At 68.7% G+C, this 24,031-nt stretch carries 19 protein-coding genes and 1 pseudogene; 8 read left to right on the top strand and 12 right to left on the bottom strand.

The window, feature by feature from the left end:
- Positions 1-30 precede the first annotated feature (30 nt).
- The 4 genes and pseudogenes from rsmG to BN4346_RS45385 all read left to right on the top strand — a co-directional run bounded on the left by rsmG (position 31) and on the right by BN4346_RS45385 (position 3,789).
- The gene (gene rsmG / locus BN4346_RS45370) at positions 31-765 is read left to right on the top strand and encodes a 16S rRNA (guanine(527)-N(7))-methyltransferase RsmG (protein ID WP_067976834.1); all 735 of its coding nucleotides are present in this window, start codon (positions 31-33) and stop codon (positions 763-765) included.
- Positions 762-1,760, top strand: coding sequence for a ParA family protein (locus BN4346_RS45375; RefSeq protein ID WP_078058864.1), 999 nt, complete (start codon positions 762-764; stop codon positions 1,758-1,760). Before rsmG ends, BN4346_RS45375 begins: the two co-directional genes overlap by 4 nt.
- 43 nt (positions 1,761-1,803) lie before the next feature.
- Positions 1,804-2,761: pseudogene (locus tag BN4346_RS45380) on the top strand (ParB/RepB/Spo0J family partition protein).
- A gap of 224 nt (positions 2,762-2,985) precedes the next feature.
- Positions 2,986-3,789, top strand: a complete 804-nt coding sequence (locus BN4346_RS45385; protein ID WP_067976836.1) for an acetyltransferase — start codon at positions 2,986-2,988, stop codon at positions 3,787-3,789.
- 280 nt (positions 3,790-4,069) lie between these two features.
- On the opposite strand, the gene BN4346_RS45400 is transcribed toward BN4346_RS45385, so the two are convergent.
- The 8 genes from BN4346_RS45400 to BN4346_RS45435 form a co-directional block, all read right to left on the bottom strand.
- A complete protein-coding gene (locus BN4346_RS45400; protein WP_067976837.1) occupies positions 4,070-5,290 on the bottom strand; it encodes an N-acetylmuramoyl-L-alanine amidase in 1,221 nt (406 codons plus the stop codon).
- Positions 5,291-5,456: 166 nt separating this feature from the next.
- A complete protein-coding gene (gene trxA / locus BN4346_RS45405) occupies positions 5,457-5,801 on the bottom strand; it encodes a thioredoxin (RefSeq protein ID WP_046283917.1) in 345 nt (114 codons plus the stop codon).
- Entirely contained in the window at positions 5,798-6,808 is a 1,011-nt protein-coding gene (trxB, locus tag BN4346_RS45410; protein ID WP_067976838.1) for a thioredoxin-disulfide reductase, read from the bottom strand. Before trxB ends, trxA begins: the two co-directional genes overlap by 4 nt.
- Before the next feature lie 108 nt (positions 6,809-6,916).
- Positions 6,917-7,426, bottom strand: a complete 510-nt coding sequence (locus BN4346_RS45415; protein WP_067976839.1) for a hypothetical protein — start codon at positions 7,424-7,426, stop codon at positions 6,917-6,919.
- 28 nt (positions 7,427-7,454) lie between these two features.
- Positions 7,455-8,075 (bottom strand): RNA polymerase sigma factor SigM, encoded by a 621-nt coding sequence (sigM, locus tag BN4346_RS45420; RefSeq protein ID WP_067976840.1) that lies wholly within the window; start codon positions 8,073-8,075, stop codon positions 7,455-7,457.
- Between the two features lie 79 nt (positions 8,076-8,154).
- Positions 8,155-11,535, bottom strand: a complete 3,381-nt coding sequence (gene murJ / locus BN4346_RS45425) for a murein biosynthesis integral membrane protein MurJ (RefSeq protein WP_067976841.1) — start codon at positions 11,533-11,535, stop codon at positions 8,155-8,157.
- Positions 11,532-13,781, bottom strand: coding sequence for a hypothetical protein (locus tag BN4346_RS45430; RefSeq protein WP_067976969.1), 2,250 nt, complete (start codon positions 13,779-13,781; stop codon positions 11,532-11,534). Before BN4346_RS45430 ends, murJ begins: the two co-directional genes overlap by 4 nt.
- A 77-nt stretch (positions 13,782-13,858) precedes the next feature.
- Positions 13,859-14,623 carry an NUDIX hydrolase gene (locus BN4346_RS45435; protein WP_208863316.1) on the bottom strand — a complete coding sequence of 255 codons (765 nt, stop codon included), beginning with the start codon at positions 14,621-14,623 and terminating at the stop codon, positions 13,859-13,861.
- A 116-nt stretch (positions 14,624-14,739) separates the two neighbouring features.
- Here BN4346_RS45435 and BN4346_RS45440 point away from each other — a divergent pair, with 116 nt between their 5' ends.
- Positions 14,740-16,182 carry a CCA tRNA nucleotidyltransferase gene (locus BN4346_RS45440; protein WP_067976843.1) on the top strand — a complete coding sequence of 481 codons (1,443 nt, stop codon included), beginning with the start codon at positions 14,740-14,742 and terminating at the stop codon, positions 16,180-16,182.
- 25 nt (positions 16,183-16,207) lie between these two features.
- Positions 16,208-16,747: a pullulanase gene (locus BN4346_RS45445; RefSeq protein ID WP_067976844.1), complete on the top strand. Its 540-nt coding sequence runs from the start codon at positions 16,208-16,210 to the stop codon at positions 16,745-16,747.
- A 58-nt stretch (positions 16,748-16,805) separates the two neighbouring features.
- On the opposite strand, the gene BN4346_RS45450 is transcribed toward BN4346_RS45445, so the two are convergent.
- Together BN4346_RS45450 and BN4346_RS45455 are read right to left on the bottom strand one after the other, a co-directional pair.
- The gene (locus BN4346_RS45450; RefSeq protein WP_067976845.1) at positions 16,806-17,585 is read right to left on the bottom strand and encodes a TIGR03084 family metal-binding protein; all 780 of its coding nucleotides are present in this window, start codon (positions 17,583-17,585) and stop codon (positions 16,806-16,808) included.
- The gene (locus tag BN4346_RS45455) at positions 17,578-18,879 is read right to left on the bottom strand and encodes an MFS transporter (RefSeq protein WP_067976846.1); all 1,302 of its coding nucleotides are present in this window, start codon (positions 18,877-18,879) and stop codon (positions 17,578-17,580) included. The genes BN4346_RS45450 and BN4346_RS45455 overlap by 8 nt, the downstream gene beginning before the upstream one ends.
- A 125-nt stretch (positions 18,880-19,004) precedes the next feature.
- On the opposite strand from BN4346_RS45455, the gene BN4346_RS45460 reads away from it, so the two are divergent.
- Positions 19,005-19,619: a YqgE/AlgH family protein gene (locus tag BN4346_RS45460; RefSeq protein ID WP_067976847.1), complete on the top strand. Its 615-nt coding sequence runs from the start codon at positions 19,005-19,007 to the stop codon at positions 19,617-19,619.
- Between the two features lie 28 nt (positions 19,620-19,647).
- On the opposite strand, the gene BN4346_RS45465 is transcribed toward BN4346_RS45460, so the two are convergent.
- Positions 19,648-20,097: a hypothetical protein gene (locus BN4346_RS45465; protein WP_067976848.1), complete on the bottom strand. Its 450-nt coding sequence runs from the start codon at positions 20,095-20,097 to the stop codon at positions 19,648-19,650.
- A 23-nt stretch (positions 20,098-20,120) separates the two neighbouring features.
- The gene (locus BN4346_RS45470; protein WP_078058866.1) at positions 20,121-20,957 is read right to left on the bottom strand and encodes an LpqN/LpqT family lipoprotein; all 837 of its coding nucleotides are present in this window, start codon (positions 20,955-20,957) and stop codon (positions 20,121-20,123) included.
- 184 nt (positions 20,958-21,141) lie between these two features.
- Here BN4346_RS45470 and leuS point away from each other — a divergent pair, with 184 nt between their 5' ends.
- Positions 21,142-24,027 (top strand): leucine--tRNA ligase, encoded by a 2,886-nt coding sequence (gene leuS / locus BN4346_RS45475; RefSeq protein ID WP_067976970.1) that lies wholly within the window; start codon positions 21,142-21,144, stop codon positions 24,025-24,027.
- The last annotated feature ends 4 nt before the right edge of the window (positions 24,028-24,031 follow it).

Here is a 24,031-nt window from a genome sequence, read left to right on the forward strand (position 1 = left end):
CCCGCGGTCCATTCCCGGGAAGCCGGAGGAATGTTTCACGTGAAACATGTCGAGGGAGCACCGGCACCCGAGCCGCCCCCGGAGGCGGCGGAAGTTTTCGGCGACCGTCTTCCTGTCGCCCGTCGCTATGCGGCCCTGTTGGCCGGACCCGGTGTAGAACGCGGGTTGATCGGACCTCGGGAAGTCGAACGGCTCTGGGAGCGCCACCTGCTTAACTGCGCGGCTGTTGGCGAGCTGCTGGAGCCCGGGGAGCGGGTGGCAGACATCGGAAGTGGCGCTGGGCTGCCGGGGATACCGGTGGCGATTGTTCGCCCGGACGTATCGATGATCCTTGTGGAGCCACTACTGCGCCGTAGCGAGTTCTTGCGCGAGGCGGTCGCGGAACTGGACCTCGTCGGCGTGGAAGTGGTGCGTGGCCGCGCCGAGGATCCTGCGGTGCGTGCTGCGGCCGGGGACTGCGACGCCGTCACGTCGCGTGCGGTCGCGAGCCTGGACAAGATCGGCCGGTGGAGCCTGCCGCTGCTGCGAAAGGGCGGACGGATGCTGGCGATGAAGGGGGAACGAGCAGAGGCCGAGGTCGATGAGCACCGCGGCGTGATGGCCAGACTAGGCGCCAACGACGTAAGGGTGGTGAGATGTGGCGTGAACTATTTAACCCCGCCCGCGACCGTGGTGCTGGCACTGCGGGGAGGTCCCGAACCGAAGCGCCCTCGCGGTCGGATCTCGGGCAGCCCGGCGCGACGGTCGAGCAGGAGGCAGGCATGAGTAGATCAGTTCCCCCGGGCGTTGCGCCACGGCCGTCCGCCACGCAGCCCAAAGGCTCCGTCGATGCGGTTTCACGTGAAACATCACCCGCGCCGGTTTCACGTGAAACATCGCCGGACTTTGTCGACACCCCTATCGGAGCGGCGGCCGAACGCGCGATGCAAGTACTGCACACCAACAACCGCCTACCCCGCCCCAAGCGCCGGCGCGTCTTCACCGTGGCCAATCAGAAGGGCGGCGTCGGGAAGACCACCACGGCGGTCAACCTCGCCGCGGCCCTCGCGGTGCAGGGGATCAAGACCTTGGTGATCGACCTCGACCCGCAAGGCAACGCCAGCACCGCGCTGGGTATCGCTGACCGTAAATCGGGGACACCCTCGTCGTACGAAGTGTTGATCGGGGCGATCCCGGTGACGGATGCTCTGCAGCAGAGTCCGCACAACGAGCGGCTGTACTGCATCCCGGCCACCATTGATTTGGCGGGCGCCGAGATCGAATTGGTGAGCATGGTGGCGCGGGAGAACCGACTGCGCAATGCGCTGACCGATCTGGACAGCTTCGACTTCGACTACGTCTTCATCGACTGCCCGCCCTCGCTGGGCCTGCTGACCGTCAACGCGTTGGTTGCCGCGCCGGAGGTGCTGATCCCGATCCAGTGCGAGTACTACGCATTGGAGGGGGTGTCCCAGCTGATGCGCAACATCGAGATGGTCAAGGCGCACCTCAACCCGCGCCTGGAAGTGACCACCGTGCTGCTGACGATGTATGACGGCCGCACCAAACTCGCGGACCAAGTCGCCGACGAGGTCCGGCGCTACTTCGGGGACCGGGTGCTGCGCACGGTGATTCCGCGCAGCGTCAAGGTGTCCGAAGCGCCGGGCTACAGCATGACGATCATCGACTACGACCCAGGCTCGCGCGGGGCGATGAGCTACCTGGACGCCAGCCGAGAGCTCGTGGAGCGGGACCTGGTCGACGGCGGGAGCCAGGAGTGACCGCCGGCGTACGACGAACCGGAGAAGAACAGGAGCGCCACAGATGACCGGACCGTCGCGTAAGAAGGGCGGCCTGGGCCGCGGCCTGGCGTCGCTGATTCCGACGGGCCCCGGTGAGGGCAGCGACGGCCCGGGCCGCCGACGTCGTTCTGGGCGGCCTGGGCAGCGCGGCGCCGGCGGCCACCCCCGACGTGGGCGCCGTGTACCGGGAGATCCGGCCGGCCGATATCGAGCCCAACCCGCGCCAGCCCCGCCAAGTTTTCGACGACGAGGCGCTGGCCGAGCTGGTGCATTCGATCCGCGAATTCGGGCTGATGCAACCCATCGTGGTGCGGGCCGTACCCGGCTCATCGCGGTACCAGTTGGTCATGGGGGAGCGGCGTTGGCGGGCTTCCCAGCAAGCCGGTCTGGAGACGATCCCGGCGATCGTTCGGGAGACCGAGGACGACAATCTGCTGCGCGACGCGCTGCTGGAGAACATCCACCGGGTGCAGCTGAACCCGTTGGAAGAGGCGGCCGCTTACCAGCAGTTGCTGGACGAGTTCGGGGTGACCCACGAAGAACTGGCGACACGCATCGGACGTTCCCGCCCATTGGTCACCAACATGATCCGGCTGCTGCGGCTGCCTATCGCGGTGCAGCGCCGGGTCGCCGCCGGTGTCTTGTCGGCCGGCCATGCCCGGGCACTGCTGTCGCTGGAATCCGGTTCTGAGGCTCAGGAGGAGCTCGCAGCGCGGATCGTTGCGGAGGGACTGTCGGTGCGTGCCACCGAGGAAGCGGTCACCCTGGCCAATCGCGCGGGCACCCCGACGCCGGTGGCGCCGCGGCGCAAGCCGATCCAGATGCCTGGTCTGCAGGACGTCGCGGAGCGATTGTCGACCACGTACGACACCCGGGTGACGGTCAGTCTGGGTAAGCGCAAAGGCAAGATTGTGGTCGAATTCGGGTCCGTTGACGATCTGCAGCGGATCGTCGCGATGATGGACTCGAAGACCTCCTGAAGCCGCTGTTTACCCAGGTCCAGGGCCACAGGGCCATTACGTCACTGTGACGGTACAAGGACTCTGGCCCGGCGAGGGACACGAATCATGTTGATTAACAGCAGCTTTCATCTTTTGGAGGAGCCGACCGACCGAAAGGTGCCGTGGGTGGCGTCCGGAGGCTCGACACTCCTATCCTTAAGGGGCTGCCGTCGGCGGCAGCACGGGTTGAGACCGGGAGTCCAGTGTCTGTCCGCATCGCACCCCTGAAGCTCGAGGGTTTCGAGCAGCTTCCCAAGCACGCACGCCGCTGTGTCTTCTGGGAGGTCGATCCGGCCACCCTCGGCCGCGACGATCACCTCTCGGATCCGGAGTTCGAGAAGGAAGCCTGGCTGTCGATGGTGATGCTGGAGTGGGGGAGCTGCGGCCAGGTCGCCACGCCGTCGCCAGCTGCCCGTGGAATCGGGGACCCGCCCTGCCTCGGCTACGTGCTGTACGCGCCGCCGCGTGCCGTGCCGCGGGCACATCGCTTTCCGACGGGACCGGTTTCGGCCGACGCGGTGCTCCTGACTTCGATCGGCGTCGACCCGGCGCCGATGGCCGACGGTCTGCCGCGGGAATTGATCGCCCGGGTGGTTGACGAGCTGATGCGGCGCGGCGTCCGCGCACTGGAAGCCTTCGGCCGCACGGCGGCAGTCTCCGAACTCCTGGATGCGGGCCGGGCTGAACAAGATGTCGTACCGCCCGACGTCGCACCGGTGTTAGAGGCGGTCGGTGACTGCTCGGTCGAGCACTGCATCATCGCGGCAGACTTCCTGACCGACGTCGGGTTCACCGTGGTGGCGCCGCACCAGTACTTCCCGCGGCTGCGGCTGGAACTCGACAAGGGCCTGGGGTGGAAGGCAGAGGTAGAGGCCGCGCTGGAGCGCCTGCTGGAGAGCTCGCGGTTGGAGCAACCGATCGGGGTGGGCGCCCCCGCGGTGTCCGGGTCTCCGACGGGGTACCTGCGGCGGTCCCAGCTTCGGCTCTGCCGCGTCGAGCCTCGCTGAACCGCGGTGTTCGTGCGGCGGTCCCAGCTTCGGCTCTGCTGCGTCGAGCCTCGCTGAACCGCGGTGTTCGTGCGGCGGTCCCAGCTTCGGCTCTGCTGCGTCGAGCCTCGCTGAACCGCGGTGTTCGTGCGGCGGTCCCAGCTTCTGCTCTGCTGCGTCGAGCCTGTTCGTGCGGCGGGCCCAGCTTCGGCTCTGCTGCGTCGAGCCTCGCTGAACCGCGGTGTTCGTGCGGCGGTCCCAGCTTCGGCTCTGCTGCGTCGAGCCTCGCTGAACCGCCGGGTCAGGAACCGCCGAGCTGGCCGGTCCGCTCGACCGACAGCTCGTGGGCCAGCAATTCGGCAAAGGTGAAGGTTCCGGTGGGCCGGTCGTTCTTGCCGAGCAGATACAGCCGCTTGACCGCGGCGAGCATGCCCTCGGCGATGGCATCGCGGGTTGCGGGCGAGGCCAGCATCCCGCGATCGCGTGGGCTGGTGATGTAACCGACGTCGACCTCGACGGTGGGCATGCGGGTCAGGCGCAGCAGGTCCCAGGTCCGGCCGTGCGCCCGACAGTCCTGGAATCCGGTGCGAGCCACGATCTCTCGCTGAATGAAGTCCGCGAGATTGCGGCCGATGGTGGACACCGAACCATGCGAGTTGCCGAAATGGAACGACGCCACACCGTTGGCCGCCGGGCTGACGTGGGTGGCGCAGCGCAGGCTGATCATCAGATCGGCACCCACGGCATTAGCAGTCGCGGCGCGCTCGGCATCCGACGGATTGCGGCCACTGGGACGGGACAGGAAGGTGTCCATCCCGATGGCCGTCATCCGACCTTCCAAACGACTTGCCAAGTCCCACAAGATATCCGCTTCACTGATCGGCCCCGACGGAGTCTGGGTGATCAGCCCGTGGTCACGTCCGCCACGGCCCGGATCGATGACGATCCGCTTGCCGGACAGTCGAGGCCCGGACCGCCGCACCAGTTCCTCCTCGCGGATCGCGTGGGGCGAACCGCCGGTCACCCGCGAGGCCAGGAAGTTCAAGGAGCGCAACGTTTCCGGCCCGCAGATGCCGTCGGCGTACAAGCCGTACTCGCGCTGATACGACATCAAGGCGTTGTGTGTCTGGATGCCGAAGTAGCCGTCAACCAGACCGGTGTAGAAGCCCAGATCCTGCAGGCGGGCCTGCAGCGTGGCGACGTCGTCGCCGTACATCGGCGCCCCGAACTGGTGGTTGAGAATGCGGGCGCCCAGCCGGTAGGAGGCTTCCTTGAGCGCGCGGTAGGTGGCCTCGCCGATCACGCCGTCGACGAGCAGGCCACGCTGCTGCTGGAAGGCCCGCACCGCCTGGTCCAGGGCGTCGTCGAAGACGTCCAGCGCTACGTGTTTGCCGGTACTCAGGTCCGCGTCGGGGCTGTCCACCAGCCCCAGCGCGGCCAACGCTGCCCGGATCTCCACAACGGCACCGCTACGGTCGCCACGACGCAGGCCCTGCTCGGTGCCGCGATGCCGACCCGACATTACTGAGCCCCTCCGGTTGTCGTTGTTGGCAGTGGACCGTCGCTGGTGGTTGCCAGCAGATTAGCCAGAATTGTCTCAGATCCCCGGCCAATTTTCGAAAACGGAAAGGCAACAAACGGCACCGGAGAGCCGAGGCTCACAAGCTCGTCGGACAGTGCCCGAATCGCTAGGTGGCGTCGGCGAGCTCTCGCAGCAGGGCCGCCTTGCCCTTGGCGCCGACGATCCGCTTCACCGGCTGACCGTCCTTGAACAGGATCAAGGTGGGGATGGAGACCACGTTGAAATCCCGCGCGGTGTCCGGGTTGGCGTCCACGTCGAGCTTGGCGACGGTGAGCTGGTCAGCCTGCTCGGCGGCGATCTCCTCCAGTACCGGGGCCACCATCTTGCAGGGGCCGCACCAGGTCGCCCAGAAGTCCACCAGCACGGGTTTGCTGCTGGCCAATACGTCGGCGGCGAAGGTGGCGTCGGAGACGTTCACCGTGGCGTGGTCGTTCGTGCGGTTGTCGGTCACTGAGGTGCTCCCATCAAGGTTTCGGTACCGGTTTCGTGGGCATCGGCTACATCGGCCGCGTCTTCGGATTCTGCCAGCCAGCGTTCGGCGTCGATGGCGGCCGCGCAGCCCGTTCCGGCGGCGGTGATCGCCTGCCGGTACGTGCGGTCCACCAGGTCGCCGGCCGCGAACACCCCCGCCAAGGAGGTGCGTGAACCCGGCTGCTGAACGAGCACGTAGCCGTCCGGATCCAGGTCGAGGGCTCCACGCACCAGCGCCGAGCGGGGGTCGTGGCCGATCGCGACGAACACGCCGGTCACCGGCAGGGTGGTTTCCTCGCCGGTCGAGGTGTCGCGCACCCGCAGCCCGGTCACGGTCGCCTCACCCTCCACGGCCACCGGGACGCTGTTGGTGAGGAACCGGATCTTGTCGTTCTCGCGGGCCCGGTTGAGCATGATCTTCGAGGCGCGGAACTCTTCGCGGCGGTGCACCAAGGTCACGCTGCGGGCGAAGCGGGTCAAGAAGGTGGCCTCCTCCATCGCCGAGTCACCGCCGCCGATCACCGCGATGTCCTGATCCCGGAAAAAGAAGCCGTCGCAGGTGGCGCACGAGCTCACCCCGCGACCGAGCAGTTCCTGCTCACCGGGGATGTTCAGGTAACGGGCGGCAGCGCCCATGGCCAAGATGACCGCCCGGGCTCGGTGCGTCTCGCCGTCGGCGGTGACCACGGTCTTGACCGGCCCGTCCAGATCCACCGACTCGACGTCCTCCATGCGCAGGTCAGCGCCGAAGCGCAGCGCCTGCTCGCGCATCTCGTCCATCAGCTCCGGGCCCATGATGCCGTTGCGGAACCCGGGGAAGTTCTCCACCTCCGTGGTGGTCATCAGCGCGCCGCCGAAGGCGGTTCCCTCGAAGACCAGCGGCGCCAGCTGTGCCCGGGCCGCGTAGATCGCGGCGGTGTACCCGGCCGGGCCGGAACCGATGATGATCACATCGTGGGTGGACGGTGTCTCAGGGCTCGAGGACATCGAGGGCCCTTTCTTCTCGGATCTGCTCGGGATCTGGCTACAGGGGCTACCAACGTCAGCGTAGGCGGCGATGTTCCCCAGCCCGCTACTGCCGGGTCCGGCCGCCGTCTAGGGTCGCCGGACGGTGGTGTCGGCCAGCAGTCCGGTGTCCGCCGAACTGCAGTGCGGAGCAACCGCCAACGCGATGATCGTGCCCTCCGGCGTGCCCGGCAGCAGCAGTACCACCCCGGGGTGACCGTTGACGGTGACCTCCCGGGCCCCCAGCACGGGTGTCGAGGCCGGGTAACCCAGCCCGGCCAGACAGCCGGTCCGGCGTGCCGGGTCGGTCAGCGGGCCGTATTCGGGGCGACGGCCCAATAGCTCGAGGATCTCCGGTTCGGACAGCGGCAACACCGCCGTCGGCGCGGAGGCCACCGTGATGGCGTCGAAGGAGTGCGGGCCGCTGTGAGTGTCACCGGGGAACCGGATCAACGCGGCGGTGCCGACCCCGATCGCGATCACCGCGGCGGCGCCTCCGGTCCAGGCGGCGATCCGCCGCAACGAGGGCAGGGGCCGGCTCGAGTGCGCCGGTGGCCCGGTGTGGGCCCGGGACTGTTCGTCGCCCTCATCGCTTGGCATACTGCCGCTTCCGCTCGCTTCGGTGTCGTCACGCGCAGTCGTCGATCCGACCTGGTAACCCGCCCTCCGGCGCCAAGGCTATCCGGCCACCGGCCGACTGGACCGCAGCGCCGGGCCTGTGGTGGCTTCGTCCGAGCAGCACGGCTAGCCGGGCGCGGCCCCGGGCGCAGCGACTCTTGACGGTGCCCGGTGCCACGCCGAACGCGTCGGCGGCGTCGGCGACCGAGTATCCCTGCATGTCGACGGCAACCACCGCGGCGCGCTGGTTGGCCGGCAACTGGAACAACGCGGCGCGCACGTCCAGCGCGGTCTCTACCTCGGCGGTGCGATCACCGACGATGGTGTGGGTGACGAGCAGCTCGGTGTAAGAAATCTTGTTGCGCCGCAAGCGATCCAGGCAGGCGTTGATCACGATCCGGTGCAGCCAACTGCTGACGGCGGCGTTATAGCGAAACGATCCCGCCGCCCGATGTGCCGACAACATCGCCTCCTGCAGGGCGTCCTCGGCCTCTTCCGGACACCCGATGGTGAGCCGGGCCAACCGGCGCAGCCGGCGGTGGTGGCGGCCATAGAGCTCGCCGAAGGCGTAGCGGTCACCGGCGACATGCGCGGCCAACAGCTCGGCGTCGCTGCGGTCCGGGTGCCCCATGGGCGGACAGTAACCAGCGAAGGACCCGCCGGCACTTCACCCAAACGAGCTGTGCACAGGCGATCGCCGCCGAGATCGCCTAGGACGCTGCCTGCACGGTGATTTCGGAGATCTGGGTGCGGCTCTCGCCACCGGTGCTGCCCATCGTGGAGATCCACACCAGCAGGTTCGACGTCGGGGACGCCGAGTCGGCGGTGATCTTGTTGGAACCGGGCTGCAGCGACTTTGCCGGGGCCAACAAGGTGGTGTCTTCGAGCCGGGTCGGTTTCGGCGTCGGGGAGGAGCGCAGCTCCACCCGGGTGCCGGTGCTGGAAACGTTGAGTGTGACGGTGCCGATCACCGTGGGTTTGGGCAGTTGCAGCATCAGCCCGACGCCGTTCTTGAAATTCGGGAAAGGCACCGGGTCGGAGTAGGTGTCCGTCGACCAGGCAGTGGCCGGGTTTCCGTCGATGGCCAGACCGGCGTCTTGGGGCCGGTCCGCCTCGCCGCCGGGGGAGAAGACCGTCACCTGTACCGGCTTCACGATCCCGCCGGGTCCGGTCGCGCCCGGCTGCGAGGACGCCGACGGACTGCTCAAGCCCAGTTCGGTCTTGTCCAACCCGTTGACGTCGCCGAAAATCCGGTTGAGTACCGAGGCCAGCACCAGCAGCGCGACCAGGATGACGGCCCCGCCGATGCCCAGGCCGATCAGCACCCGGCGGCGTCGCTCGGTCCGCGTCTCCTCGTCCGGTGGAGCCGGCGCTGGACGGGGCGCGGGCGCCTCGTCGCCGACCGTGCCCAACAGCTCGGTCTGCTCGTGCAGGGCGGTGGCCTGCTGCAGCAGATTCGACAGCGTCGACGCGCCGCGGATCCCGCCGTCGGGCTGGATCGCATGGCTGGCGGCCGCAGAGATCTGGAACGGGATATCGGGGTTGATCGAGTCGGGCTTGACCGGGTTACCGGTCTCGTCCCGGTCCGCCGGTTCCAGCCCCAAGTCGGTCCCGGCAGCGGTCAACGGCCACCGGTTGACCAGCAGCGCATACAGGGTGGCGCCGATCCCGCGGATGTCGTCCTCGGGCTTGGTGTCCGGCAGCGTGGCGGGGAAGGCCAGGGTGACATCGCCCTCGATGCTGACCCGGACCCTCGCCGGGTGGTCGATCGATAGGGCCACACCGCTTTGGTGGGCGGATTCGGCGGCGGCGGCCAACGAGCGGATCGCCCGGGCGGCGCCGATCGGTGACGGCGACGTGCCGGCCACCTCCTGCAGCGAGGCGCCACGAACCCATTCCGAGACCACCAGTCCGCCCGCACCGATGCGCACCACGTCGAGCACGCGGGCGATTCCGGGCAGGTCGATCTGGCTGAGCCGCTGGGTGCGCGACAGGACGCTGGTGAGCTGGTCATCGGCCATGGTCTGGTTCGGGTCGACGAATGTCAGCGCGACCTGCCGGTCCAGCGCGGTGTCCAGTGCCTGCCAGAACTGCAGCACCGGGGTGCCGCCGTGGCGTACCAGCAGCCGGTAGCGGCCGCCGGCAATGCTCAGACCCGGCGTCAGCAAACTTTCGTTGCCGGCTGACTCGGGGGCCTCGGCGGCCCGCTGAGACTGTTGCGGAGCAACGGTCGGCGACGCGGCCGCAGACCGAGCGCCCTCGGAAGGAATGTTGGCCACCTCCGCGCCTTTCGGTGTCCAGCCACCGGTGATGCGCTCCGGCGGCGTGTGCGCGGCGGGATCGTTCGGGACGTCCCCGCCGGTTGTGGGCAAACGGTTGTGCTCAGCGTACGGGACGCTGGTCTCGGGAGAAGGCGGGTTCGGCATGCCGGGTAGGGGTGCTCCGACACCGATTCTTCGGCGCACCGTGCCCAGCGCGGCGACAGCCTCGGGCACCTCGGCACGCACCATGACCGCCCCGATGATCGGCAACATCACCAGCGTCAGGATCAGCAGGCGCAGCATCGATCCCGCCGCACCGTGGTCGGTCAGCATGCGCAGGCCCAGCACGCGATCTGACACTTCGGCGACCAGGCCGGCCAGCAGCGAGGCCGTCAGGGTGACCAGTACGGTGCGGATTACCTCCGGGCCTACCAGATTCCCACCCACCGGGCGCAGGGAGCGCCGCAGGAGCAGGTGCCCGACGATCGCGCCGGCGAGGAAGCCCAGACCGTTGGCCAGGCCGAGGTAGGCGGCCACCAGATCGGGGTTGTCGGTCAGGTGCGGGGCTGCCAGCGACGCAAGGATTTTTACCGCGGTGATCACCACGATGATCGCGATGGGCGTCCACGGTTGCTCGCGCGCGTAGAACACCCGCAGCTGCAACAGCACCAGGGCGTAGGGGATCAACGTGAAGGCCGACATCGCGACCGCGGCGCCGAGGTATCCGGCGTCGACGTTGCCGAAATTGCCGTAGGCGAACAGCGCACTGCCGATCGCCGGGCCGCCGACGGTCATCAGCGCCACGATCGGAATAAGGGTGACCATCATCAGCCGGGTTGCCAGGGACAGATCGGCGAGTACCGCGGGGTCGTCGCCGGCCGCCGCGTTGCGGCTCAGCCGCGGCATCACCACCGTCAGCACCGTCACGCCGATCATGCCGAACGGCAACTGCAGCAACAGCCAGGCGTAGTAGTAGATCGCCGGACCGGATGCGGCCGCAGTGCTGGCGATCTGATTGGTCACCACCAGGCCGATCTGACTGATCAGCACGTAGAGGACCATTGCCGAGGCCATCGCGCCGAAGCGCTTGAGCCGGTCGTCGATTCCCCACAGTGGGCGCAGGCTGATCCGCTCCCGCCGGATCCCCACCAGCAGGACCGCGGTCTGGGCTACCACGCCCGCAGTGGTGCCCAGGCCCAGCACCAGTAGCTTGGCGTTGCCCATCCGCACCGGATCCACCGACAGCTCGCCGGGTACCAGCAGATACAGCACCAAGGTGGCGATCGCGACCACGTTGTTGACCACCGGCGCCCAGGCCGGGGCCCCAAAGATATTGCGGGTGTTCAAGATCGCCATAAACACTGAGGACAGCCCATAGCAGATCACCTGTGGCAGCAGCAGATAGGCGAATGCGATGGTCAGCGGCTCGTTGACCTGCGGGTCGCCGCCCAGCATCAACCGCACCAGCAACGGTGCCGCGGCCACCGAGATCACGGTGGTGGCCAGCAGCAGGGCGGTGGCCAGCGTGACCAGCCGCCGCACGAATGCGGCGCCGCCGTCGGCGTCATCGCGTTCGGCGCGGGCCAGCACCGGCACGAAGATCGCCGTGAACGTCGCCTCCAGCACCAGGGCGGCTATCTGATTCGGCAGCTGATTGGCCACCGAGAAGGCGCTCGACAGTGCCGCCCCCAGGATCGCCGCCAACAGCACCACCCGGATGAAGCCGGTGATGCGGCTGACCAGGGTCGCCAATGCCATCCCCCAGGAGCGCGACACCGCCGCGGCGTCGGTCAGCTCGGGGCGCGCGGGTTGCGGGGCCGGCGTGCTCACCGGTCTCCGCCTGAGCGGCCACGGAAGCGGTGCCAGAGCCGGCGCCCGGTCAGTACCGTCAGTGCCGCCGCTGCGGTCATGGTGATCAAGAACAGCACCATCCCGTAGGCATTGGAATGCACTGACAGCCGCACCGATTCACCCAGCGGCAGACCGTCCGGAGTTTGCAGCGCGGCGTCGACGACAAAGTGCTGGTTGACGCGTACCTCGACCGGAACCCGCAACGGTAGGTACCCCGGCGGCAGCTCCAGTTCGCCGACATCGGTCACCGTCATGCCGGGCGGGGCGTCGACATGCAGTCGTACTCGGATCGGCACCGCTAGATCGTTGCGCAGCGCCAGCGGCAGCGGGCTGTGCTCGGTGGCCAGCGTGTAGGAGTCGGCGGGGTTGACGATGGTGACAGCGCCGATCAGATCGGTGACGGTGTCGCCGATGATGGCCAGCCGCTGGGTGGCCAGGCCGTTGCGGACATCGACCGGTTCGGATTGGGTCAGGGCGCGCAGCATGCCCTCGGCGAGCGGCGCCGTGTATTGGTCACCGGTCAGGCCGGTGCGGGCGTCGGTGGTCAACGCCGAGGTCAAGCCCGACAGCCGGCCGATGTCGTTGGCTACCGCGCCGATGACGTCCGGACTGAAACCGCCCGCCGGCTGTTGGGTCGGCAACGGATGCTCGGGTGGCGCTGTCGCGTCCCGCGATTCGGCGATCACCGCGGTCAGCGGCCGGGCCACGGCCAGCCCGGAGTGCAGCGCGGTGGCCAAGGTGGTCAGGACGGCCCGGGCGTCGTCGGCGCGGGGTTTCCAGTACGCCGGAGGCATCAGAATCTCGTCGCGTGCGGTGTCGGGATTCCCCGGAGATTCCAGTCCACGCCACAGCATGGCGCCCAGGGCGTCTTGGCGACGGGCCAGCGCTGAGTCGTGGCGCAGTCGGACGGCCAGCGAGGTGTCCTGGTAGCTGGGCGCGACCGGATCAGTGCCCATCGCCGCCAGCGCGGCGCCGACCGCCGGGTCATACGGCACGGACACCAGGTGTGGGGACACCCGCCGCGGGGTGACGTCCGCGGTGGCCGGGGCGCCGGCCACCGAGTCCTGCGCCGCACAATCGCCGGCGGCGATCACCAGCGTCGACCCCTCTGAGCCCTGCGCACCGATCAGGTCGGCGGCGCCGGCCGTGAGCCGACCGTCGCCGAGCAGCACCACACCACGGGTCGAGTTCACCTCGAGAATGCGGTCGACGATGTCGGCGGGCTTGTGCACCGCGATCTGGTCGAGTCGCGCGTCGCCCACCCGTGCCAGCGCATCCAGGTCGGCCTGCGCGTAGGGAGTTGCCGTGACACAGGTGTGGTGCGCCAAGCGCCGCAGCCGTTCCAGCCAGGTCCGGGCTGCGTCCCGTCCGGTGCCGGGGTGCGAGGTCGCGCTGTCGGGGGAGTCGGCGACGACGTAGCCGCTGGTCATCGCGTTGACGGTGACCACGAGGTCCGGGTCGATGGCCAGGCATAGCGCCCGGTTGACCACGCCGCTGGCGTCCACCGCGGGGCTGGTGGCGAATTCGGCGGCGGACAGCAACGCATCAAGGCGCCCACCCGGGGCCAGCGATGTCGCCAGGTCGTCGTCGGTGAGCCGAACCGGCAGGGTGCCCCCCGGAGCACCGGGCGTGAGCCGAGGCCGATCGGCCAGCGGCCAGAACATGGTGAGCTGCACGGGTTGGGAGATGTCGGGTGCGACGATGCCGGCGGACAGGTCGGAGTCCGGATCGGGTTTGGGTAGGCCAGTCACCGGAAGCAGGAAGCGGGCGTCGTCGAGCCGGGACGGCTCGCCATAGTCGGGCGTGCCGTTGACATTGACCAACACCGGATAGATACCGGGGTGGTCGATGTTCAAGGCCGGTTGGGTCGCCGAGCGCAGCGGCGCGGTCAGCGTGAAGCGGGCCTCCTGACCGCGTTGCAGCTCGGCCGTCACCGTGGCGAACGTACCCACCGCGCGGTACTGGTCGTTGGCTCCACTGAGATTGGTGCGCAGGCCGGCCGAGGAGGCGACGGCACCGGCCTGCTCGAGGCGCACCATCACATCGCGGACCGGTCGGTCGCCGACGTTGGTTACCGTGCCGGCGACGGTGACGAGCGGGACGCTGGAGGTGGTGACGACCTCCGGGGTGACGCGGTCGATGCGGATCTGGACAAACGGTGCCACATCGGGCTCGCCGGCGGCCACGTGCGGGGCGGCGCCGCCGAGTGCGGTGCCGAGGGTCATCAGCAGGGCGGCCACCACCGCCGGGAGGGCCGCCAACCGCCTCGGCGAGGGACCCCCACCGCTTCGTCGCGTGCGGGTCACGGGTCCAGCCTGCGACCGTTCTTCCGGTCCGGCGAGCCCTCGCCTGCGCGAGTACGGCGGGCGCGGGAATGCGTCTGCTGGCGTCGCCAGGGCGCGGTCACCGGCAGGGGCGGCAGGGCGGCCGGGCCGTCGGCCTGCAGCCGGTCGATCAATTCGTCGGCGACCAGCGCCAACCGTCGTTCGTCGGCGTACGCCAACCGGGACGGCAGCTCCCGGATCGGCACCCACGCCACCTCGGCGACCTCCACGTCGTCGTCGCACAGCTCGCCGCTGGCGAACCGCATCAGATAGTGGTGCACGGTCTTGTGCACCCGGCGACCGTCGGTGACGAACCAGTAGTCGATGCTGCCCAGGGCAGCCAGCACGCTGCCCTGCACACCGGTTTCTTCGGCGACCTCGCGGATCGCGGTCTGCTCGGCGGTCTCACCGACTTCGATGTGCCCTTTGGGCAGTGACCACAGCATCCTGCCTCGCCGGTCGACCCGCCCGATCAGCGCGGCGACCTGCTCTTCGCGCGGTCCGTCGATACCGTCTACCACCAAGCCGCCCGCAGACGTCTCGTGCACGGTGCGTAGCCGGTCCGGCCCGTGCCGCGCGGTGCGAGGCCGGCGCTGGGCCGCACGACTGGGAATCGCGCTCGGGCTGGGGCTGGCATCGGTGGCCGGGGATTCGACGTGGTTGATTTTCGGACCAGACGTGCGTCGACCACGGCGCCGCCTGCGGCGCCGTCCCGAATTGGCTTCTCCGCCGTCGGCCGACACCCATGCGATAGTAGCTGGCACGCTCGGGCCGACCTGCCTCCCTCGCCGGTGGCCGGCTTCGCCGTCCTCGCGACCACCGCTGGGTTAATAACGGTGGCCCGCTAAGCTCATCGAACGTGCCTGAAGCCCATCAAGACGCCGACCTGCTGACCACGGCGGCCGTCGCGCTGAATCGGCACGCCGACTTGCTGCGCAGCCTCGGCGCGATGTTCGCCGAAGCCGGCCAGGAGATCTACCTGGTCGGCGGGTCGGTCCGCGACGCGCTGTTGGGCCGACCGAGCCCGGATCTGGACTTCACCACCGACGCGCGCCCCGAGCAGGTGCAACGCATTCTGCGGGGCCGGACCGAGGCGATGTGGGACACCGGTATCGAGTTCGGCACGGTGGGCGCAACATTGGCCGGCCAACGCGTGGAGATCACCACCTTCCGGGCCGACCAATATGACCGGGTGTCGCGCAATCCCGAAGTGCGCTTCGGGGATTCACTCGACGAGGACCTGGTGCGCCGCGACTTCACCGCCAACGCGATGGCGGTCCAGATCACCGCGGCCGGACTGGGGGAGTTTCTCGACCCGCTCGGCGGGCTGGCGGCATTGCGGGAGGGTGTGCTCGACACCCCGACCGCACCGCAGGATTCCTTCGGCGACGACCCGCTCCGGATGTTGCGCGCAGCCCGGTTCGTTTCCCAGCTCGGGTTCACGGTGGCGCCGCGGGTGCGCGCCGCGATCGAGGACATGGCGCCGGAGCTCGCTCGGATCACCGCGGAACGCGTGGCCGCCGAACTGGACAAGCTGCTGGTGGGTGCCGACCCGGTGGCCGGTCTGGATCTGATGGTGGCCACCGGGATGGGCGATGTGGTGCTGCCCGAGGTCGGCGGCATGCGGATGGCAATCGACGAGCATCACCAGCACAAGGACGTCTACCAGCACTCGCTGACCGTGCTACGGCAGGCGATCGATCTGGAGGATGACGGCCCCGACTTGGTCCTGCGCTGGGCGGCCTTGCTGCACGACATCGGCAAGCCGGCCACCCGCCGGCACGAAACTGACGGGGGCGTCAGTTTCCATCACCACGAGGTGGTGGGCGCGAAGATGGCCCGGAAACGGATGCGCGCGCTGCGCTACTCCAAGCAGATGGTCGACGACGTGTCCCAGCTGGTCTACCTGCACTTGCGGTTCCACGGCTACGGCGACGGCAAGTGGACCGACTCGGCGGTGCGACGCTACGTCACCGACGCGGGACCGCTCTTGGGACGGCTGCACAAGCTGGTCCGGGCGGACTGCACCACCCGCAACAAGCGACGCGCCGCACGCCTGCAGGCCAGCTACGACCAGCTCGAAGAACGGATCGCCGTCCTGGCCGAGCAGGAAGACCTGCAGCGGGTGCGGCCGGACCTGGACGGCAACGAAATCATGGAGCTGCTCGACATCCCGGCGGGTCCGCAGGTGGGCCGCGCCTGGAGCTATCTCAAGGAGCTGCGCCTGGAGCGCGGGCCGTTAACCCGCGAGGAGGCGACGGCCGAGTTGCTGTCCTGGTGGCAGACCCAGGGGAACCGATAACCGCAGTCCCGCGTCTGAGCAGGGTATGGACTACTGCCTGGGTGATGGTGATGGTGCGGCCACGATGTGGACCGGCACGCCGGACTTGGACCTTGACGGGGACGGGCTGGCCGACGCCATCAGCCTCGATTTCGACGGGGACGGCCTGCGCGACGACGCGCTGGCCGATCTCGACGGGGACGGGGTAGCCGATCACCTCCTGCTGGACCTCGACGACGACGGCACTCCGGAGGCCGCCTTCATCGACGATGGCTCTGGCACCTGGGGGCACGGCGCCATGGCGGGCTCAGCGGATCGATCGGGCGGGCTGCGTTGGCTGGGGCTCGACGGCGTCGAGCACACCGGTGGTCCCCTGGTGGATTTCGACGGCGACGGACGTGTCAACGACCGGCTGCTGGATTTCGACGGTGACGGGCGGGCCGATCGGGTGCTGATCGGCAACGGCTTAGAAGGCACTGGCGGCTATGGCGCCGCCTACGTCGACACCGACGGTGACGGACGGTGGAACGTCAAGCTCACCGACGCCGATGGCGACGGTGCTGCCGATGGCGCCACCGTGTTGTGAACCGCGCTCACTGCCCGGCCGGTGTCGACTGGCGCCGGCTCGCTTCGCGCTGACGCGCTCAGCGCCCCCGACCGGTGCCGGGCGGCCCCGCGAAGGCTTGAGCGATCTCCAACCAGCGCTGCGCGTCGTCGCCGTGGGCGGTGACGTCCAGGTCAGCCAGCGCACGCCGCTGCGTAACCAAAAAGCAGAAGTCCTCGGCGGTTCCGGTCACCCGTTGGTCGGCGTTCACCGGGCCCCATGCCCACACCCCGCCCTCGGGCGCGTGTAGTTCCACGTGAAACGGTTCGGCCGGCGGGGTCAGGTTGTGCACGGAGAAGGCGAAATCCCGGGTCCGCACCCCCAGATGCGCGATCGAGCGCAACCGCGCCGTGGGGCGGCGGCGCACCCCGAGTGCGTCCGCGACGTCCAGGCCGTGCGCCCAGGTCTCCATCAGCCGAGCGGTGGCCATCGAGGCGGCGCTCATCGGCGGGCCGAACCACGGCAGCTTGCGCCCGTCCACCACACCGAGCAGCTCTGCGTGCAGCTTCGCGCGCGTGGAACGCCAGTCCGCCAACAGCTCGGCCGGTGGCAGCTGGGCCAGTTCGGTCGCGCCAGCGTCGACGAATCCGGCCGGGTCCTTCATCGCGTCGGAGAGTGCGGCAGCAAAACCCGCCTCGTCGGTGATGGCGGTCAGCGACACCCGGTCGGTCCACAACAGATGACCGATCTGATGAGCGATCGACCAGCCGGCCGCCGGTGTGGGCGTGCCCCACTGACTGTCGGCAAGCGGGGCCACCAGGGCGTCGAGCTCGTCGCTTTCGGCGCTCAGATCGGCGACGATCGATTCAGTTTCAGCCATGCTCGTACTTTAGGCCCACCGGTTCGCGGCGCCGCCCGATGAACGCATGCCCGGCCAAACCGAGCAGATACAGCAGGGTGCCGGCCACAATCAGCGACGGAGCCTGCCCGTCGGGCGGAATCAGCGCCGCGGCGCCGGCCACGGCGAGGATGAACGACACCCAGAACAGTGAATCCTGCACCGCGAAAACGTGTCCGCGCAGGGCGTCGTCGACGTCGATCTGCATGGCGGTGTCGGCGCAGAGTTTGACCACCTGCCCGGCCACGCCGAGCAGGAATCCGCACAACACCAGCACCGGCAGGTACAGCCCGACCGCGGCCAGTTGGATGACCGCGGCCGCGGCCAGAGCGCCGTTGGTGGTGGCGTAGCGGCCCCAGCGGTGCACCGCCGGCGGGGTCAGCACCGTGGCCAGAAACGACCCGGCGCCGGCCGAGGCGACGAACAACGCCGTGGTGCCCAGGCCCGACACCGTGTGCTCGCCGACATGCCGGACCAACACCAACACCACCAGCGTGTTGATGCCGAAGGCCATCCGGTGCGCGGCCAGTCCGGACAGGGTGGCGGCCACCGTGGGCCGGTCGCGCACCGTCCGGATGCCGTGCATCCAACCCGTCGTCACGGCATAGAGCACCGAGCCGTGGATCGCGCGTTTGGTGTCGTCAGGACCGAGCACGTGGGCTTCGAAGCGCAGCGAGAGCACCAGAGCGATCGTGACGGGGATCGCCACCGCCGCGATGATCGACGCCGCACCGCGGTCGTCGGTGCCCACCAGCCAGCGCGGCAGCAGCATGAAGTTGGCGCCCAAAAAGGCAGCTACCGCACCGGTTGCGATCGCCAACGCGTTCATCGTCACGACCTGCTCGCGCGGCACCACGTGCGGCAGCGCCGCCGACAGCCCGGAAGCGATGAACCGGGTGAACCCGTTGGCGATCAGTGCCGTGCACAACACCGGCAGATCGCTGGCACCGACCGCCAACAGTGCCGCGATCCCGAGCACCAGCACCAGCCGGGCGAGGTTGGCCACCACCATCACCTGGCGCCGGTCCCACCGGTCCAACAGTGCGCCGGCGAACGGACCCAGCAGCGAATACGGCAGGAACAGCACGGCGAAAGCACCCGCGATCGCCCACGGGGAGGCGGCCCGGTCCGGGTTGAACAGCAGCGCTCCGGCCAGCCCGGCTTGGAACAGCCCGTCGCCGAATTGACTGGCGGCCCGCAGTTCCAGCAGACGGCGGAACTCCGGCAGGCCGCGCGCCGACCGCCACAGTGATGCGGGTGCGCGGTTATCCACCACAGAACCTCTTCCAGACTCGGGCGGCGGCGCGGCACCGGCCCTAAACCAGACTACAAATATTGCGGGCCTGCCGATGTTCGGCACAGCTCAACACGAATGACGGCGGCGGGTGCCATGATGGAAAAATGGCCCAACCCGAAGAACCCGAGGACGCAGAACAGTTTGTCGCGCCCGCTGCGCATCGGGTACGGGCCGGCACGCTGCTGTTGGCCAACACCGATCTGCTCGAACCCACCTTCCGCCGCACCGTGATCTACGTGGTCGAACACAACGACGGTGGAACCTTGGGCGTGGTGCTCAACCGCCCCAGTGAGACCGCGGTCTACAACGTGCTGCCGCAGTGGTCCGAGCTGGCCGCCAAACCCAAAACCATGTTCATCGGCGGACCGGTGAAACGCGATGCCGCGCTGTGCGTCGGACTGTTGCGGGTCGGGGCCGAACCCCACGGAGTGCCCGGTCTGCGGCACATCGACGGTCGGCTGGTGATGGTCGATCTCGATGCGGACCCCGAAACCATCGCGCCGCATGTGGAGGGCGTACGGATCTTCGCCGGCTATGCCGGTTGGACCATCGGTCAGCTCGAGGGAGAGATCGAGCGCGACGACTGGATCGTGCTGTCGGCGCTGCCGTCGGATGTGATGGTGCCGCCGCGAGTCGACTTGTGGGGACGAGCCCTGCGACGGCAGCCCTGGCCCACCGCGCTGTTGGCCACCCACCCGATCGACATCAGCCGCAACTGAGCCGGCGGCAAGCGCCGCTGAAGACGTCTTACCCGCAGCCGCCGCCGCTGCCGCACCCGGAGGCCGGCGCCGGCGGCGCGCTGTCGGAGCAGCCACAGCCCGCTCCGCAGCCGACTTCTTCGACGGGCGCACTGTCCCCGCAGCCGCAGCCCGACCCGCAGCAGCCGGCGTCAGCGGCCGCGCTGGCCTGAGCCGACAGGCGTGCCGCATAGCGGGCGCCCTGCCAGGCTCCGGCGGCCAAGGTGGCAAGTGCCCCGGTGATCGAGATGATCAGCGCCAGCAGTGCCATCGACGGCGGGCCGGCCAGCACCAGCACACCGCCCGCCCCGAGGATCACCCCGACCGCGATCTGGGCGGGCGCAACCGCCCGCAGCACCAGCTGCTCGGGGTCACCGGTCAGCGGCCGCACCAGCGTCCGCACACCGAACACCAGCGACACCACCGCCGCAACCAGGCACAAGACACCCATGATCAGCATGGGTCCACAATACGAGCAGGGTGTCAGCCCGTGGTGCCGACCTGGTGCCGGATGATGCCCGACTCCTGGTGTCGCACCGTGCCTGATTGCACCGGACCGTTCGGTGCGGGGGGCGGCGGGTTGGTACCCGGCCGCTCGACCCGGAATCCGTTGATGATCCCGTCGGTCGCGGGGGCAGTGCCGATTGCCCGACCGGCTCCGGTGGTCACGGTCAGCGACACCAGGTAGGCCGCGTCGTCGGTCGGCACGATCACGTGGCGCCGAGACGTGTTCAGCGTCATGTCGGCGTCTCGATAGGTCCCCTCGATGCTCGAAGACGGGAACCCGTTGAAGTCGTCCAGGGAGGCGTTGGTGGTCTGCCAGGCCATCAACGCCTGGCTGTCGACGAACCCGTGCGTGATTGCTTCTTTCGGGTCGAATTGCCCGTCCAGTCGATAGACCACGACCTGGGCGTTGGGGGTGTAGAGCGACCCGCTGCGCCGGTCGGCGATCACGGCGAATGCATCAGGAACGTTGGGGTCGGGCACATGCGACCAGCCCGCCGGCATCGGCAGGGTGATGTTGAACGCGTTGAACCCGGCGGCCTGTTGCGGCTCCATCTGGACTTTCTTGGCGGCGAAGTAGTCGCGCAGGGTGCCCGAGGTCGCCGGCACGAGAGCACTCGGCGGCGCCACGGCAACCGGGGCAGCCGGTACGCCCGCGGGCACCGGCATCGCTGCCGGCTGGGCGGCTGGGCCGTAGGGGTTCGGCTGTGCCGGGACCAGCGGATCGGCCGCCACAGCGGGGATACCGGCCAAGCCCGCCGCCATGACAGCGGCGCAGCCGAAGAGGAGTCGCCAACGGTGCGCGGTGTTTGTCATCTCCAGGGTCCTTCCGGTGGCGGGCTGGGCAGCGATGCCCTGGCCGTGAAATGACGGTAGCCAGGCCCCGACAGCGTCGCCAGGGCTGCAACCGACCTGGAACGAAGCCCTCACCGGGTCGCAATCCAACCGATACCAAGCTGTGGCGATCGGACCGGGAAACGCCGCCGTTTACCCTGTTGAGGTGAACGAAGCCCCGACCACCCAGGGATCCAGCGACCCCACCGACCAGGCACCCCGGCACCGCTACAACGCGACGCTGGCCGGGCGTATCGAAGACACCTGGCAACACCACTGGGAGCAGGCGGGGACCTTCAACGTCGCGAACCCGGTCGGTTCACTCGCACCGACCGACGGCTCGGTGCTGCCGACCGACAAGATGTTCGTCCAGGACATGTTTCCCTACCCGTCCGGGGACGGCCTGCACGTCGGGCACCCGCTCGGCTACATCGCCACCGACGTCTACGCCCGCTACTTCCGAATGACCGGCCACAACGTGCTGCATGCCCTGGGCTTCGACGCGTTCGGCCTGCCCGCCGAGCAGTACGCGGTGCAGACCGGTACCCACCCGCGCATCCGTACCGAGGCCAACATCGAGAACTTCCGCCGGCAACTACGGCGCCTCGGCCTCGGTCACGACAGCCGGCGCAGCTTCTCGACCACCGACGTCGACTTTTACAAATGGACGCAGTGGATCTTCCTGCAGATCTACAACGCCTGGTTCGACACCAGCGCGGACAAGGCGCGCCCGATCTCCGAGCTGATCGCCGAATTCGACTCCGGAGCACGCACCCTCGATGACGGCCGGGACTGGGCGCAGCTGTCGGCCGGTGAGCGTGCCGACGTCATCGACGGCCACCGACTGGTCTACCGCACGGACTCGATGGTCAACTGGTGCCCGGGGCTGGGCACCGTGCTGGCCAACGAAGAGGTCACCGCTGATGGGCGAAGCGACCGCGGCAATTTTCCGGTGTTCCGGAAGCGGCTGCGGCAGTGGATGATGCGAATCACGGCGTACTCCGATCGGCTGCTCAACGACCTCGAACTGCTGGATTGGCCGGAGAAGGTCAAGACCATGCAGCGCAACTGGATCGGGCGCTCCACCGGTGCGGCGGCGCTGTTCGGCGCGACCACCACCGACGGCGACGCGGTGGACATCGAGGTGTTCACTACCCGCCCGGACACGCTTTTTGGCGCCACCTATCTGGTGCTGGCTCCCGAGCATGAGCTGGTCGATCGGCTGGCGGTCGCTGAGTGGCCGGACGGGGTGGACGGGCGCTGGACCTTCGGCGCGGCCACTCCCGTAGCGGCCGTCGCGGACTATCGCAAGGTGATCGCGGCGAAGTCCGATCTGGAGCGCCAGGAGAACAAGACCAAAACCGGTGTGTTCCTGGGGAGTTACGCCACCAACCCGGCCAACGGGCAGCAGGTGCCGATCTTCATCGCCGACTATGTGCTGGCCGGCTACGGCACTGGCGCCATCATGGCGGTTCCCGGCCACGATCAGCGGGACTGGGAATTCGCCGCCGAATTCGGTCTTCCCGTGGTGGAAGTCATTGCCGGCGGTGATATTTCGGAAGCCGCCTACGCGGGTGATGGAACTCTGGTCAATTCCGGCCCGCTGGACGGCATGGCCGTCGGGGACGCCAAGAAGGCCATGACCCAACAGCTGGAGGCGCAAGGCCGCGGCTGGGCGCGCATCGAATACAAGTTGCGGGACTGGCTTTTCGCCCGGCAGCGATACTGGGGCGAGCCGTTCCCGATCGTCTTCGATGCCGACGGCCACGCGCATCCGCTGGGCTCCGCGGCGCTGCCGGTCGAGCTGCCCGATGTCGCCGACTACTCGCCGGTGCTGTTCGACCCGGACGACGCATCCAGTGAACCCTCACCCCCGCTGGCCAAGGCGACGGACTGGGTGCATGTCGAGCTGGACCTCGGCGACGGACTGCAGCCCTACACCCGTGACACCAATGTCATGCCGCAGTGGGCCGGAAGCTCCTGGTATGAGCTGCGTTACGCCGACCCGCACAACGCCGACCAGTTCTGCGCTCCCGAGAACGAGGCCTACTGGATGGGGCCGCGGCCGGCCGAGCACGGCCCCAATGATCCGGGCGGGGTGGACCTCTACGTCGGCGGTGCCGAGCACGCGGTACTGCACCTGCTGTACTGCCGGTTCTGGCACAAGGTGCTCTACGACCTGGGGCACGTCAGCTCGCGCGAACCCTACCGCCGCCTGGTCAACCAGGGCTACATCCAGGCTGCCGCCTACACCGACTCCCGCGGGTCTTATGTGCCGGCCGCCGACGTTGTGGAACGCGACGGGAAGTTCTACCTGCCGGGCGCCGACGGTGACACCGAAGTCTTCGCCGAATACGGCAAAATGGGTAAGAGCCTGAAGAATTCGGTGTCTCCCGACGAGATCTGCGACAGCTACGGCGCCGACACCCTGCGGGTCTACGAGATGTCGATGGGCCCGCTGGATATGTCGCGACCGTGGGCCACCAAGGACGTTGTGGGCGCGCATCGCTTTCTGCAGCGGGTGTGGCGGTTGGTCGTCGACGAGGAAACTGGCGAGACCCGGGTGCTCGACGGCGAGCCGGACACCGAGACGCTGCGACTGCTGCACCGCACCATCGTGGGTGTGTCGGAAGATTATGCGGCACTGCGCAACAACACCGCGGCTGCCAAGCTGATCGAATACACCAACCACCTGACCAAGGAGCATCGCGGCGGGGTTCCGCGTTCGGCCGTCGAGCCGCTGGTGCTGCTGCTGGCACCGCTGGCCCCGCACCTTGCGGAGGAACTGTGGCGGCGGCTCGGACACCAGGCTTCGCTGGCACGCGGTCCCTTCCCGGTAGCCGACCCGGCTTACCTGGTGACCGACACGGTCGACTACCCGGTACAGGTCAACGGCAAGAAGCGCGGCCTGGTCACGGTGCCCGCCGATGCCGACGGCGACGCGATCAAGGCCGCTGCCCTGGCCGACGAGAAGGTGCAGGCGTTCCTGTCCGGTGCCACCCCGAAGAAGGTGATCGTGGTGCCCGGCCGACTGGTGAATCTGGTGGTGTGACAAC

Origin of the sequence: Mycolicibacter icosiumassiliensis, from assembly GCF_900078685.2 — a bacterium.
Classification (GTDB): domain Bacteria; phylum Actinomycetota; class Actinomycetes; order Mycobacteriales; family Mycobacteriaceae; genus Mycobacterium; species Mycobacterium icosiumassiliensis.

What these genes read in the sequence shown, in the direction of transcription:
- BN4346_RS45400 (WP_067976837.1), bottom strand. Translation starts at nt 5,290, where the DNA reads ATGTCGGGTCGGCATCGCGGCACCGAGCAGGGCCTGCGTCGTGGCGAC.
- BN4346_RS45460 (WP_067976847.1), top strand. Translation starts at nt 19,005, where the DNA reads ATGGCCCAACCCGAAGAACCCGAGGACGCAGAACAGTTTGTCGCGCCC.
- BN4346_RS45430 (WP_067976969.1), bottom strand. Translation starts at nt 13,781, where the DNA reads ATGACCCTCGGCACCGCACTCGGCGGCGCCGCCCCGCACGTGGCCGCC.
- rsmG (WP_067976834.1), top strand. Translation starts at nt 31, where the DNA reads ATGTTTCACGTGAAACATGTCGAGGGAGCACCGGCACCCGAGCCGCCC.
- BN4346_RS45450 (WP_067976845.1), bottom strand. Translation starts at nt 17,585, where the DNA reads ATGGCTGAAACTGAATCGATCGTCGCCGATCTGAGCGCCGAAAGCGAC.
- sigM (WP_067976840.1), bottom strand. Translation starts at nt 8,075, where the DNA reads ATGGGGCACCCGGACCGCAGCGACGCCGAGCTGTTGGCCGCGCATGTC.
- BN4346_RS45415 (WP_067976839.1), bottom strand. Translation starts at nt 7,426, where the DNA reads ATGCCAAGCGATGAGGGCGACGAACAGTCCCGGGCCCACACCGGGCCA.
- BN4346_RS45470 (WP_078058866.1), bottom strand. Translation starts at nt 20,957, where the DNA reads ATGACAAACACCGCGCACCGTTGGCGACTCCTCTTCGGCTGCGCCGCT.
- trxB (WP_067976838.1), bottom strand. Translation starts at nt 6,808, where the DNA reads ATGTCCTCGAGCCCTGAGACACCGTCCACCCACGATGTGATCATCATC.
- BN4346_RS45445 (WP_067976844.1), top strand. Translation starts at nt 16,208, where the DNA reads ATGGACTACTGCCTGGGTGATGGTGATGGTGCGGCCACGATGTGGACC.
- BN4346_RS45375 (WP_078058864.1), top strand. Translation starts at nt 762, where the DNA reads ATGAGTAGATCAGTTCCCCCGGGCGTTGCGCCACGGCCGTCCGCCACG.
- BN4346_RS45465 (WP_067976848.1), bottom strand. Translation starts at nt 20,097, where the DNA reads ATGCTGATCATGGGTGTCTTGTGCCTGGTTGCGGCGGTGGTGTCGCTG.